Below are 13,575 nucleotides of genomic sequence, written 5' to 3'. Positions count from 1 at the left end.
ATGTCAATTCGATTTCAGAAATCAGTTTCTTTTGTTTTCTGGCAATATATTTCATTGCTGTCTCTAACTGATCTTCTGCGCCAAATTCACGACGGTTTTGGATTTCTTCTGATTTCACCGTATCACTTTTGGCAATCCGTGTTGTTTTGAAAAACCGAAGATTACGACCCTCTCTATCACCTTCTGTCAAAGGTGCGCCACGTTCACTGGTTTGAATAAGCGAAAATGTATTATCACGCCGTTCAATCCCAACCACTGTGGTACTGGTTTCAACTTCTTCAAAGAGATTAAGAGAACTTACAAGACCAGGTTGAAACTCATAGTTTTCGATGGCTTTCATCATTGTGATGCTTGAGAAAGCATCATGTTTAAAAAAATTCATATCCATGTGCGCATTCTCCTATCGCAATAGAATGTTGTTATGGTCTTCTAAAGATTGAATGGCTGCTTTCTTTTTCTCATCCGTGATGGCATCTGGCCATAGCAGTTCAGAAGCTTTCACTGTGCATAAGCGTGCTGTAATCACAGCGCGTTGATCGGCGCCTGTTGCGTCAACAGTAGCAAAAGAAATCCCTGCCGGTGTTTGACTGCCATCTGTTGCTGCTGGATTAAGGGGGACATAGTGTTCCGTTGTGGTTATCTTTCCCATGACAGTTCCCGCTTCAATGAAGGCTCCTGATGCAAACACCACTTCTTCGTTTGACATATCGGGGTCATAGGGGCCAAGATAAGCGCCATTGCGTACGTCGTCATAAATAATATTCGTCATTTCACTGCCCTCCAAGCTGCTTCCCATTTTGTATGAATCTTTGCCTTGCTCGTCCCATCACTATGAGGGGTATAAGGCGAGACTTTTAAAGACGCGCTTTGAGAGCTAGCAGCCGTCAACACACACTGGCGTGCTTTCTCGATACTCATACCTTTTTGAATAGCTTTTGCTGCGTCAAAAGAAACGCCTAAGTGCTTTGCTTGCCTTTCAAGGGTTGTTAGTGCTTTTGCGCGCTTTCTTTCTTTTTCAAGAGCAGCTTTTATGTTTTCCTGCTTGTCTTCGTTGTCTTCATCCTCATCTTCGTCTTCTTCATCGTCGAAGTCTTCGGCGTTTTTGTCGATGTCGCTATCGTCTTCGTCCTCTTCCTCGTCATTGATGATGTCGACAATCTTTTCGTCATCCTCTTCTTCAGCGCGGTATTGTGTGCGTGCCATGTGTTTTGTCCTTCTTTTGTTGTTGATGTTGGGTTTTGTGATATGGAATCCGTTAAGGCTTCCAAAGCTTGCGCAAGGGTGCCTTGCACATCTGCTAATCCAAGCGTGATCGCTTGGGTGCCTATAAAAGTTTCTGCTTTTGTGTCACGAATTGCAGCAGCATTTAAGCGTCTGTTTTGCGCCACCAAATCGACAAACATCTCGTAGAGCAGGGCGCAATCGGCTTGCATTTTTATCTGTGCTGTATCGCTCAAGGGTTCGTGAGGGTTGCCATGGGTTTTGTGATCACCTTCAAAGATAAAGGTCCATTTATGCCCGTGTTTTTCATCTGCACGGGACTGGTCAAGATGAGCACAAACAACCCCAATCGAGCCCACAACACCCGTGCGAGCAACCCATATTTGAGAAGCAGAACAAGCAATGGCATAAGCTGCAGAACAGGCAAACTCATTGGCATGTGCCCAAATGGGTTTATTGTATTGTTTTGAGAGTGTTTGAAACTCTTCAACCAAATCAAAGACACCACCGGCTTCTCCACCGCCGCTGTCAATATCAAGTAAGACAGCACGAACATCAGGTTGTGCAATGGCTTCACGAAAAGAAGCGCTTAAACCTTCATAAGAGGTTAGCCCCGATAAAGCCCCAAGCCATGCACCACGGCGCACAAGCGTGCCATGAACTGGTAGGATAGCAACATTGTTTTGTACTACATAAGTTTCAGGGGGTCTTAAAGCCGTTGTATCCCCTTGTCCAAATGCCCCAATGGGAAACTTTTCTCCCTCAAAAAGACGCGGTGCAAGAGCATTCAAAATGACATCAAGTTTTGTCGAGGCAAGCATATGTGGAACCCCAAAAAGCCGTGATGCCAAGAACGGCATATCAAGATTATTCACCATTTTTATGTGCCTCACTGCCTTGGTTACTTTCATAAGTCTCAGAAGGTTCTGAATCTGCTGTATCAATCGCTTGATTTTCACCAGAGGGCGCTGCCATATCCGTGTCAAAAGATAAGCCGCGCGCACGAGCGTCTGTGTGCTCTTCTTCAAGTTCGGCATGAATGCTGTCGATATCAAAGCCGCGCTCGGCAAGTGCCATGCGTCGTGTTTTCAAGCCTGCACGAATTTCTTCTTTTTCCGCTGAGATATCCTTGTTTGGATCAATCATTTCAAGCGGGGGTGCAAAGCTTTCACATTGAAGCCATGGCAAGGAATTTTCTTCCCACCCTGGCAAATTGACGCATCCAGCAAGCACTGCCATTTCAACAAAACGCTCCCAAACAATGCGGTTAAACTGAAAGGCAATAATATGTTCACGCCATTGTTTGACGTGCCGTCTAAACTGAATGATGGAGGTGCGTACATTTGAAAAATTCCCCCGCGTAACGTCTCCAGTCACAACGGCATAAGGCATATTAAGTGCTGCACAAATTTTCAAGATATTGCGAAATTGAAAAGCCTCATAAGAGCCACCAACCTCAACAGGATTTGAGAATGTAACTTCTTTATTCTCTCCTAAATAAAGAGATGCACCGGGCGCAATGACAGGTGCTTTGTATTCTTCTTCAACGTTGTTTTTATCACGATTATCGGATAATTTTTCGACGTTTGGTGAATTGTCCTTGACAAACGCCGCGAAAAGAGCCGCCGTCCTTTTTCTATCGAGTTCTGCGTCGTCATAGGATTCGAGTTGAAAGATCTTTGTCATACAGCGCGTTATTTTGGGAGAACCGCGCAATTGTCCTGCGATACGGCGCTCTTTGATGTGCAGGATCATTTCAGCGGGGACACGCACGCGCTCTTGGCTCTCAAATGCCATATTTGCAGGGACATCATCATAGGGGTGATGTTCCCAGAAATGATAAGCAACGCGCTTGCCACTGGCATTAAATTCAATTCCCATACGAATGTAATTGCCTTCAATCTCAGCCGGTCCATTGTAGGAAAGGTCCAACATTTCCGTGGGATAAACTTGTAATTGAAGCGGTACACCAGAGCGTCCGTAGAGATCAACATAATGCAATCTTACAAAGCACTCTCCGGTTAAAAAGACCTCTCGTGCAATGGTTGCTTGCAGCCCATAAAAGCTGGTATCTTCATCATAATCTGCTTCATCAACCCATTGCCACCATAAGTCTAAAAGCTTTTTCTTTTCTTCTTGAAAGCCTTCAATACGAGGATAAGGTTTAATCCCATCACTTACAGCCGCAGAGACCCATTCCTCCGTTGCAGAACCATAAAGAGCTTCATTGTCATAAAGCCATCTTGAACGGGCAACAATGGTATCACCGCATTCTTCAATCGCTTTATTGATATGTTTTTTTGCGGGGTCAAAACCACCCATACGGCGGCTTTTGCTTGCCGCTTCAAAATGGGGATTGTGTTGACGAGAAATTGTAAAAAAGCCCGTGAGTTTATTGAAAAAACCAGCCATTAATAGCCTCGTGATATATTAAAATAGAAAACGCGTGAACGCTTGCGTCCTTCAAGGTTGGCTATTTGTGTGTTCAGCATCTCAAGCGCTCTGCGCAGTTCCTCAACAGAACGGTTGCTGACTTGCTTATCGCCATGGCGCACCGATTGTGCTCCCGAATAAAGAGCTTCTTCAATTTGTTCACGCCGCTTTTTTAAACTTTCCAGTCTGTCAGTTTTGCTGTTTACTTGGTTCAAGTCTGTATCCATAAATTACCTCCAATCCCCTTGCATATAAGGATTCATCACCGTTCTGGATTGTTTCCTTTGAGGTTGTGCTGTCTGAGATCTTCTTGGAGCAGGAGAGGGCACATGTTCTGATGTTGGCTGCTCTAAAGAGCCTTCAATTTTAAGTTTTTCCAGACGCTCTTCTAAGATATCGACTTCTCGATTAAGGTTTATTCCTGCCGAAATCAGACCTTGTAAAGCAGCATAAGCATAGACCCTACAGTCCAAGGCTTCGTTTCTTGCCTTTTCACTTTTTTGCCATTCAATACGCTTGAAGCCTTTAAAATATTTGATGACTTTTCTTTCAGCGGTCAGTTGGTCAAAATATTCCCGATCAAGGTTTTTGTGAAAGTGTGTTGCACCAGCACCCGATGCTTCAGGACCGGATTTTTTAAACCGTGCCGTGATAATATCTTTTGCTGCATCAACCCCAACAATATAGAGATTAATCTGTCCTTTGTTGTTTCTACTTGGACGGCGTGGCCATACCGCACGCCATCCCGCTTGCCCCTTAATTCCCCAGATACGTCGTCCCTCACGGGGGCGCACGTAATTATAAACCGCTTGTGTGTGTCCACCACCGGTATCAATACAAGCAGCTGTTATCCTAATTCCCTCTTTATAGCCTGTATGTGGCCAGCGTTTTGTAAGGTATTCATCCAGCTGGTCCCATACTTCAAAAGAAGAGGGATCACCAAGGATAACTTGATAATCAATATGCCAACTTTCTTCACTGCGTCCCCATCCAACCACTTCAAGTTCTAAGCGGTCATTTTGCACATCAATACCCGCTGTTAACAACACGGCTTGTTCTGGTGCAAGGGGATAATCTTCGCGTTTTGCATAGAGGCTATCAGGATCAACAACTTCGCCTGTTCTGTCCTCCCATGGCTCTCCAAGCACTGTATTGACAAAAGGCTGTAGAAGAGCTGGATCATCCTTGGCATTTAAAAACTCTCTTGCGCATTCCCCCCAAGTAAGCCAAGGGGAATAGAGTGCCGAAATATGATAAGAACGCAAATTGGGTCTGCTTGATTCACTGGTTGGTACCCAACATGCTCCTCGTTCTTCACACATGAGATCTGTTTTTCTGTGCTCGGCATGTTCATGGCCACAATGGGCACAAACAAACACAGCTTTTTCGGGGGCGCCTTTTGGCCACTTAATTTGTGACCAAACAATGGGCTGTAGAACACCACATGCATCACAAGGCACGTTGTAATATCGCTGGTCTCCTAGCACAAAATCCTTGGCAATACGGCTTGTGTCACGGTGGGTGGGTGTGGACAATTTAAAGATCTTTCGTTGTACAAAGGTTGAGGTCCGCTTTTCGGCAATCATCACCGGATCACCTTCGTTATCCACACTGAGAGGATAACCATCCACCTCATCTAAAATCAGATAACGAATAGGCATGGAACGCAAACCAGCAGCACTGTTTGCCCCTGTAAGCATCAGTGCACCACCATCAAACTCTTTCGAAAACATTGTATTACCACTGTCGCGTGCCCGCGCTGGGGCAATGCGTTCGCTTAAAGCAGGGCTTGCCATAATCATAGGATCAAGCCGCGTCTTTGAAAGCTTTTTGGCTGTCTCAACCGTTGGCATCACATAAAGAGCAGGTCCTGGACTATAATGAATAGCATAACCGCAGAAATTTAATCCTGCCTCTGACATGCCAACTTGCGCCCCTTTCATGACAATAGTTGTTTCAATTGGCACGTAGGAGGAAAGGTTATCCATGATTTCGCGCAAATAGGGGGTCCGCTTTGTTCTCCACAATCCAGGTTCAGCACTTGCTACCGTGCTAAGGTATCTATTCTTATCCGCCCATTGCGAAACCGTGTACGGTGGGTCGGGTTGTCGTGCGTTATTGGCATGGGCGAAAAATTCTTCGACTGCATTGTCATCCATTATTCGTTTCTTGCAAGTTCTCTAACTCTGGAGAATGAGGATCATGAAAAGGCACTGGAATATTAACCGCCTCAAGTAAAGCGGTTCTCATAGTGTAATCAATAGCACCAATAAGGCTGGCAGCATCACATCCAACTTGTGCAGCAATGCTTGCACCAAAACGATGAGGAAAATTCAACATGGCGTCACGGTGCGCTCTTCCAAACTCACGTGCTGCTCTCTTGACTTCTTCACGATCAACAGTGGTTTCGCGCAATCGTTCAAGTGCAATCTTCTCGCTTTCAAGGGCAACTTGCATTCGCTCCAGTTTTATCTTGTATTCATTGGCTCCATCTGTAGAGGCTTGTTTGATCTTTGTCCGCGCTTGACCATCAGGCGCTAAAAATGGGATAGGGCGCTTTGTTGGATTCTCATTCCAGATGCTTGTGGCAAGGGCTTCATTGACAGAACCATCTTCAAAAAGAGCCGCATCAAATTTACCTGTCTTTATCCGAGAAACCACCGCATTATGTGAAACACCCATCTTCTTCGCAAACGCACGAACCGATAGACCCTTACGATTCTTCTTATCCATAGTTTCTCCATTTTGAATGGTATATACGAATTATTGTACACTTTAATTATTGACAAGGTTTTATTTTTCGTGTACATAAAATATATGAAGATAGTGTGGGATGAACCAAAAAGAGCTTTAAACATTGTTAAACATAAGCTTGATTTTGCTGATGTTATTTACTTTGACTGGGAACATGCTCTTATTGATGCAACACATTCAAACCGCATGAAGGCTATTGGACATTTTGCGAATGGCACAACAGTTATTGTTTTTGCAAAGCTTGGCAATGAAGCGATATCCATTATCAGTTTTCGTCAAGCGAATAAAAAAGAAAGAGAGGTTTTCAATGACTATCAAAAAAACCTTTAAAACAGGATGTGGCTACACAAAAGAAGATTGGGACGCTGTGGATTCCCCATCACTAACAGATGAAGAACTTGCACGCTTAAAGCCAGCTAAAGACGTTTTACCAGCCTCCTTTTTTAAGTATGTAACAGAAGAGCGCCGTAAACGTGGGCGTCCACCCGTTGAATCTCCTAAACAAGCGGTTACTCTCCGTCTCGACCCAAATGTTATTGCCTCTTTTAAAAAACAAGGAAAAGATTGGCGAACACGTATGGGTGAAGTCTTAAAAAAAGCAAGTGGCAGCTAAACCAACCACCTCCCCATTGTTGATAACGGGGAGGAGAGATGTGTCTTAATCTAAGCAGCTTTTACGACAGATCTTTCTAAGACTTGTTTTGCTTCTTTGATTAAAGCTTTATAATGTTTGCTTTCTTCTACCAATGTAAAGGCTTTGACAAGATGCATATGGAGAGGTCCATAAATGTAAACAGCCTTTTTAGTTGGAGACATTTTATCCCAATCTTTTGGGAAAGCAAAACGTATATCATCACAATAATCAACAGATTGACTTTTTAGTTTCTTCTCACACTCAATAAAGTAACGGCGTGCTTGACGTCCTTTCTTGTTACGTTCAACCATGGAAAGCTCTTTTGCCATGTCTAGGGTGAGATGATATTCTTTACTTATAACATTTTTACGTTTCCCAATTTTGGGAAGCGTTAAAATATAGTCCTTTCCCTCTTCAAATGCATACTGATTAATGCGGTTCGTAATCCAAGTAGCAAAACGTTTTCCTATTGCCAAAAATGTATGTAACTCACGCGCATTCACTGTCTGAACGATATCACCATCAATCGTAGTCTGATGTAAGTCAATTAAATATTGTGCCATGATTTGGCTCCTATGTGCTTAAAGGTTTTCTATTGACACTCTAAAAGATGCCGGGTGCTAGCAACACATTGATTTATATAGATAATTCACTGTTTTACATGTTGAATTAAAGACCCGAATATAGTAAGGTTTTCTCATTCTAAACCCTCTCAGATTGAATCAATTAATATCACTTGCTTGCACGTCAAAAGCGGGGCTGGTGTGTGGGTAAAAACTGTAGAAGAAAGGAGTAAAAATGGTCCTTATGAACCGTCTTAATGCAAGGGCTGTCGCAACATTGGGGGCTGGCAAATATAATGATGGTGCCGGCTTGTTACTTCATAAGCGTAAAGATGGAGGTGCTCAATGGCTTTATCGTTATACCATTCATGGTCGACGTCGTGAAATGGGCTTGGGGGCGTTGCGAAATGTTTCTTTAAAAAAAGCCCGTGAATTGGCAAATCAATGGCGTTCTGTTTTGCATGAAGGGCGTGACCCCATTAAAGAACGCGATAAACAAAAGCGTGAGGCAATAAGCAATCTCCATTACTTAAAAGATATTGCTCTAGATGCTTTTGAAAGTCGTAAAGCTGAATTAAAAGATGATGGTAAGGCTGGAGACTGGTTTTTACCTTTACGGCTTTATATTCTGCCCAAATTAGGCTGTCTGCCGGTTTCTGAGATTACACAAACAGAAATACGCAATGTTCTTACTCCCATTTGGCATTCAAAAGCTGCAACAGCAGAGAAAGCACTGAATCGTCTTAATATATGTCTCAAACATGCGGCTGCCTTAGGATTAGATGTTGATTTACAAGCAACAACAAAAGCACGTGCTCTTTTAGGTAAACAACTCCATAAAACACAAAATATACCAGCCATGGATTGGAAAGATGTTCCTGCCTTTTATCAGACACTCAGTAAAACGATAACAATGACACATTTAGCTTTGCGCTTGCTTATTCTGACAGGGGTTCGTACACGCCCTTTACGTTATATCCATAAAGATCAGATTGAAGGTGATATCTGGACAATCCCTGCTGAAAATATGAAAGGAAAGCGTGATACGACAAAAGAGTTTCGTGTGCCTTTATCAACAGAGGCATTAGACATTTTAAAACAAGCGCGCTCGCTTTCACGCAATGATTTCTTTTTTTCTGCAACTGGTCGAGGTCCTCTTGGTGAGAATTGCATGTCACAATATATGCAACAGATTGGACTTGAAGCACGTCCGCATGGATTTCGCTCTAGTTTACGCGATTGGCTTGCTGAAACAACCGATGCCCCCTATGAAGTCGCTGAAACCATTCTAGGTCATACAGTTGGCGGCAAAGTAGAGCGTGCCTATCGTCGTACTGACTATCTAGAACAGCGTCGTGTCTATATGGATAAATGGGCGGCATATGTCACTGGTCAATCTTAAGATATGGGGTGCATAACCCCATGATCTGTGGATAACTTTAGCTCTCTTCTCTCTCATTCTCTCTCAATAAGAGTCATAAATTATCACATCAGAAATTGTATAATAAAATATTGTTTTCTATGAATAAAACATCTTTCTAAATGAACCAAAATGTGGTTAATAAATAGTTATGATTTGTTACCATTTTTTGATAGAAAGGATTTTAGTATGACAGAAAATGATATTCTTTTGACAGACCGTGAAAGTGCAAAATTGCTTCATATGAGTGTCTCAACATTCCGCCGTCATGTAACCAATGGCTCTCTCCCAAAACCTTTAAAATTTGGTTTTTTGTCCCGTTGGTTACAATCGGATCTTATCAATGTCATCGAGCAAGCAAAACAGCAACGTCAAAGTGACGCGGCATAAAAAAAACCTTGTCACGTAAGGACGGACAAGGCTTTCTCAAACTCATTACCCTAGAGTTAGCATAATCCGTCCTATGGTGCAATATTCATAGGATAAAAACATGTTTTCTTAATATAAATGCTCGGGGCATCACAAATGCCTTGCATGGGGTTTGGCATGGATATTATGGGATAGCCCGTTGTCCTGCTCATGATGATAGGCTGCCTAGCTTATCCCTTACCAATGTACATGATGGGCGCCTTTTACTCACTTGTTATGCTGGCTGCTCTTTTAGAGAGATCATACAAGCGCTCATCAGAATTGGCTTGCTTGGAAAACAAGCCTTTAATCAGACGCTTTCTTTATCAAAACAGATTTCTGCTGATCTCAAACGAGCAAAACAGAAAGCAGAGAGAGCAAAAGCAATTTGGCAACAATGCCAACCAATCAAAAATACTTTAGCAGAAACCTATTTACGTATGCGGGGTATTACATGTGATTTGCCTGCTGATTTACGCTTTCACGACAACTGTCCGCACCCATTAGGGATTACACTGCCCGCGTTGGTTGCTTTTGTTAAGGGTGCTGGCTCCTTTGCTATTCATAGAACCTTTTTACAAGCCAATGGCTGCAAAACAGATCAGAAACCAGCAAAAGCCATGTTGGGATCTGTAATGGGCGGTGCTGTGCATTTAAGTCAAGCCAATCCAAAACATCTGGTTATTTGTGAGAGCATTGAAACGGGGCTGTCTCTGCTGTCTGGGTTGTTATCAGAGCCCGTGAATTTATGGGCGTCTCTTTCAACCAGTGGCATGATGCGTGTGAATTTACCCCATACAAAAGGACATCTGACAATTGCAATGGACGGCGATGATGCGGGTCGTAAAGCAGGTTTTACCCTAGCTGCACGTGCTTATAGCCAAGGCTTTGAGGTCTTTATCATGCAAGCCCCTAACGCTTTAGATTTCAATGATTTTCTCTATTATTCAAGGTAAGTAATATGACAAAAGATAATCAAAATATTTTAGAGAGTAATACCCCTGTCAATGATAACGATAATGCTTGTTTAAAAGCCATTCCTTATGAACAAGCCTTGCAACAAAACGGTTGGGGGGAATTAAAACCACTTGAATATACTCTCTTACCCGTCGAGCCTTTTCATGCTGCGCAAATGCCTTTAACTTTAAGTCGCTATGTTTATGACGTTTCAGAGCGTCAACAAGCTCCAATGGATTTTATTGCTGTCGCTGCTCTCTGTGCCTTGGCGGCTGTCATTGGTAATGGCGTGCGGGTTGCTCCAAAACAATATGATGATTGGACGATTGTCCCTAATCTCTGGGGCGCTCTTATTGGTCAATCATCAACATATAAAACACCAGCCATGAAAGCCGCTTTAGCGCCCATTACTTGCCTTCAAAAGCAATGGTATAAAGAGTGGTTAAAACAGAAAGAAAAACAAGAAATTGAAGAGAGATTTGAAACTTTAGACAAACGAGAAAAGGAAAAACAAGCCCATAAAGCGATCAAAAAAGGAGATCTTGAAACAGCCCGTGCTCTTTTGTCTGAAGCCCCTTCTAAAGATAATACACATAATGATGATGTCTCTCGTTTTATTGTCAATGATGTGACTGCTGAAAAGCTTGGGGAACTCTTAAAAGAAAACCCCCGTGGTCTCTTAATGGTGCGTGATGAGTTATCTGGTTTTTTAACCAATCTAGAAAGAAAGGAATATCAAACAGACCGTGCTTTTTATCTCACAGCTTTTAATGGAGATGATCAATTTACCTATGACCGTATCGAGCGGGGAACCATTTTTATCCCCCATGTAACGTTATCAATAATTGGAGGCATTCAACCTTCACGAATTATTCCCATCATTCAAGCCATGCACCATGGAATAAACGATGACGGTTTATTGCAACGGTTTCAAATGATTGTGTGGCCCGATGAAAATCAAGAATGGAAATTGATTGATAGACCGCCCAATCAAGAGGGCTGGCAAAAGTATGAAGGTGTTTTTCGCTCTTTTCGTGATAAACGATTAGGTTCTCCAGAACACCCGCTGATCATGCGTTTTATGCCAAAAGCACAAGAGAAATTTTATGAATGGTTAGAAAACCTTCATAGAGAAGCAAAAGGGGGTCGTTTCTCCGAAAGCTTACAATCGCATGTTTTAAAAATGCCAAAGACCATAGCAAGCCTTGCGTTAATTTTTGAACTTCTTGATAGTGGTGGTTTTGAAATTGGTCTCTATGCCATTACAACAGCATTGCGTTGGGAAAAATATCTATTAAGTCATGCAAAACGTCTTTATGCGGCGAATGATACATTAACAGCAGAGCGTGCAAAATTAATTGTTGAACGCTGTGATCATTTACCCGATATTTTTACAGCAAGGGATGTTTATAAACGTGATTGGAAATGTTTAACAGACAATCAAACCGTTAAGCAAGCTTTAGAGCTTTTATGTCGTTGTAACTATATTCGTGAAATCTCTGGAGAGAATAACTCCCAAGGCGGTCGACCTACCATACGTTATGAATGGCACCCCTTAGTGAAAAGTCATAAGACATCACACTGAGGCAATTTGGAAATCTTATAAAACATTAAACAATATAACAGTGAACCTTTAAAGCACTCCCCATCATTAGTTATGGGGGTTATGGGGGTTCTTTTTACCCCCCTTTATATATATTTTTTAGTCAAAAATAAAAGTTATTATATTTCAAGTGGTTAATATTTTACAGATCTAAAAAAACAACCTATATCGACATTACAACCTATAAATTCAACCAATAATATATGTTTTGTAGGTGTTTTGGGGGTTTTAAAAACAGACAAAACCTATCTATAAAATAATTCATAAAACTTATCAAAATACTCATTCTGATGTTTTAAAGTCCATGGTGCATTTGTCTTGATTAACAGGTCAATTAACACATCAAATAAACAGCAAATTTCACTATTTTGCTGATCTTATCCCATGTCATGGGCTGTGGATAAACAAGCTTTAAAAAAAACTTTTTGAAAAAATTATCCGCTTTTTTAGCATTTTTTCCAGCTTTTTCTCAATTCGTTCAAAATGGATTTAATAAGCTTCGTTTTGATTCTTTTGATAAGAATTAACCCTCTCATATGAAAACGGAGCCCTGTTGTAATATGCATCACTTTAATAAGTATGATAATGAACATGTCACTTTACGCTCTCTCTTAGAATATTATCGTCAACAAGCTAAATCACCCCGTGAATTAGGAACCATGTTTGAAAACCTTGTCATAGCTTATTTGACGAAAGACCCTCTTCATTATGGACGATATGAAACGGTTGAGAGCTATTATGAATGGGCAACAGAGCGTAAAGGTTGGAATAAAAATGATATCGGCATTGATCTGGTGGCTAAGCTTCGTCATCAAGAGGGCTATGTCGCTATTCAATGTAAATTTTATAAAGCTGACCATCAGATCAGTAAAAAAGATATTGATAGCTTTATCGCTGCCTCTGGAAAAGACATCTTTAAATATCGTCTTCTCGTTGATACCACAGAAGTGGAATTAAGTGACAATGTGAATGCCATGATTAAAGGACAAGCGATACCCGTTTATCGTATTGACCTTCGTCATATGGAAAACAGTCGGATAGATTGGCAAATATTTGCAACAAAACAAGAAGTTCTTCTGAAATCAACAAAAGAGCCTCGTCCACATCAAGAAGAAGCCATCAAGAAAGTCTGTGAAGGGTTAAAAGAAGCAGATCGTGGCAAGCTAATTATGGCATGTGGAACGGGGAAGACTTTCACTAGCCTTAAGATAGCAGAAACCCTTGCTGGGAAAGGCAAGCGTGTTTTGTTTCTGGTCCCTTCTCTGGCTTTAGTCTCACAAACAATCCGTGAATGGACAGCCGATGCACAAGTACCTTTGCGTTCTTTTGCTGTGTGTTCGGATACAAAAGTAGGCAAGCGTCGTAAGAACCAAGATGATATTGTTGGCATGGAAACATCAGATCTTGTTCTCCCTGCTACCACGGATGCCCAAACCCTTGCCAAAGAAGCTTGCGAAAACCTAGCAGATGCAATGACGGTGGTGTTTTCAACTTACCATTCTATCCAAGTGATTTCAGATGCGCAAAAAGAGCATGGTTTACCCGAATTTGATCTAATCATTTGCGATGAAGCACATAGAAC

Annotated in this window: 16 protein-coding genes; 7 read left to right on the top strand and 9 right to left on the bottom strand. The window is 41.9% G+C overall.

Annotated elements, in window-relative coordinates; genetic code table 11:
* The 8 genes from ACFILL_RS08075 to ACFILL_RS08040 form a co-directional block, all read right to left on the bottom strand.
* On the bottom strand, positions 1–388 hold a 388-nt coding region (locus ACFILL_RS08075; RefSeq protein ID WP_375643667.1), incomplete at its 3' end, for a major capsid protein.
* A 12-nt stretch (positions 389–400) separates the two neighbouring features.
* On the bottom strand, positions 401–769 hold the full coding sequence (locus ACFILL_RS08070) for a head decoration protein (protein ID WP_375643668.1): 369 nt from the start codon (positions 767–769) through the stop codon (positions 401–403).
* Complete coding sequence (locus ACFILL_RS08065; protein WP_273790320.1) at positions 766–918, bottom strand: hypothetical protein; 153 nt, start codon at positions 916–918, stop codon at positions 766–768. The genes ACFILL_RS08070 and ACFILL_RS08065 overlap by 4 nt, the downstream gene beginning before the upstream one ends.
* 110 nt (positions 919–1,028) lie before the next feature.
* Positions 1,029–2,099 (bottom strand): S49 family peptidase, encoded by a 1,071-nt coding sequence (locus tag ACFILL_RS08060; RefSeq protein ID WP_375643669.1) that lies wholly within the window; start codon positions 2,097–2,099, stop codon positions 1,029–1,031.
* On the bottom strand, positions 2,089–3,633 hold the full coding sequence (locus ACFILL_RS08055; protein WP_273790322.1) for a phage portal protein: 1,545 nt from the start codon (positions 3,631–3,633) through the stop codon (positions 2,089–2,091). Before ACFILL_RS08055 ends, ACFILL_RS08060 begins: the two co-directional genes overlap by 11 nt.
* A complete protein-coding gene (locus ACFILL_RS08050) occupies positions 3,633–3,881 on the bottom strand; it encodes a phage head-tail joining protein (protein WP_273724442.1) in 249 nt (82 codons plus the stop codon). The genes ACFILL_RS08055 and ACFILL_RS08050 overlap by 1 nt, the downstream gene beginning before the upstream one ends.
* Before the next feature lie 3 nt (positions 3,882–3,884).
* Positions 3,885–5,813: a phage terminase large subunit family protein gene (locus ACFILL_RS08045; protein WP_375643671.1), complete on the bottom strand. Its 1,929-nt coding sequence runs from the start codon at positions 5,811–5,813 to the stop codon at positions 3,885–3,887.
* Complete coding sequence (locus ACFILL_RS08040; protein ID WP_375643672.1) at positions 5,806–6,387, bottom strand: hypothetical protein; 582 nt, start codon at positions 6,385–6,387, stop codon at positions 5,806–5,808. The genes ACFILL_RS08045 and ACFILL_RS08040 overlap by 8 nt, the downstream gene beginning before the upstream one ends.
* Positions 6,388–6,471: 84 nt before the next feature.
* Here ACFILL_RS08040 and ACFILL_RS08035 point away from each other — a divergent pair, with 84 nt between their 5' ends.
* Together ACFILL_RS08035 and ACFILL_RS08030 are read left to right on the top strand one after the other, a co-directional pair.
* The gene (locus ACFILL_RS08035) at positions 6,472–6,738 is read left to right on the top strand and encodes a BrnT family toxin (protein ID WP_273790325.1); all 267 of its coding nucleotides are present in this window, start codon (positions 6,472–6,474) and stop codon (positions 6,736–6,738) included.
* Positions 6,716–7,021: a BrnA antitoxin family protein gene (locus tag ACFILL_RS08030; RefSeq protein WP_375637822.1), complete on the top strand. Its 306-nt coding sequence runs from the start codon at positions 6,716–6,718 to the stop codon at positions 7,019–7,021. The genes ACFILL_RS08035 and ACFILL_RS08030 overlap by 23 nt, the downstream gene beginning before the upstream one ends.
* Positions 7,022–7,071: 50 nt before the next feature.
* Here the strand turns inward: ACFILL_RS08030 and ACFILL_RS08025 are convergent, their stop codons facing one another.
* The gene (locus ACFILL_RS08025; RefSeq protein ID WP_375643674.1) at positions 7,072–7,605 is read right to left on the bottom strand and encodes an antA/AntB antirepressor family protein; all 534 of its coding nucleotides are present in this window, start codon (positions 7,603–7,605) and stop codon (positions 7,072–7,074) included.
* Positions 7,606–7,840: 235 nt separating this feature from the next.
* Here ACFILL_RS08025 and ACFILL_RS08020 point away from each other — a divergent pair, with 235 nt between their 5' ends.
* From ACFILL_RS08020 to ACFILL_RS08000, 5 genes are all read left to right on the top strand, one after another.
* Positions 7,841–9,007 (top strand): tyrosine-type recombinase/integrase, encoded by a 1,167-nt coding sequence (locus ACFILL_RS08020; RefSeq protein WP_375643675.1) that lies wholly within the window; start codon positions 7,841–7,843, stop codon positions 9,005–9,007.
* 207 nt (positions 9,008–9,214) lie between these two features.
* Positions 9,215–9,415, top strand: coding sequence for an AlpA family transcriptional regulator (locus ACFILL_RS08015; RefSeq protein WP_011180791.1), 201 nt, complete (start codon positions 9,215–9,217; stop codon positions 9,413–9,415).
* Positions 9,416–9,555: 140 nt separating this feature from the next.
* Positions 9,556–10,389 carry a toprim domain-containing protein gene (locus ACFILL_RS08010; RefSeq protein ID WP_375643676.1) on the top strand — a complete coding sequence of 278 codons (834 nt, stop codon included), beginning with the start codon at positions 9,556–9,558 and terminating at the stop codon, positions 10,387–10,389.
* 5 nt (positions 10,390–10,394) lie between these two features.
* Positions 10,395–11,975, top strand: coding sequence for a YfjI family protein (locus ACFILL_RS08005; RefSeq protein ID WP_375643677.1), 1,581 nt, complete (start codon positions 10,395–10,397; stop codon positions 11,973–11,975).
* 578 nt (positions 11,976–12,553) lie between these two features.
* The coding region (locus ACFILL_RS08000; RefSeq protein WP_375643678.1) for a DEAD/DEAH box helicase family protein at positions 12,554–13,575 on the top strand (1,022 nt) is incomplete at its 3' end.

Source organism: Bartonella sp. AP20NXHL, from assembly GCF_042196165.1.
In the GTDB taxonomy this organism is placed as follows: domain Bacteria; phylum Pseudomonadota; class Alphaproteobacteria; order Rhizobiales; family Rhizobiaceae; genus Bartonella.
This window is presented reverse-complemented; position numbering and strand designations above follow the sequence as displayed.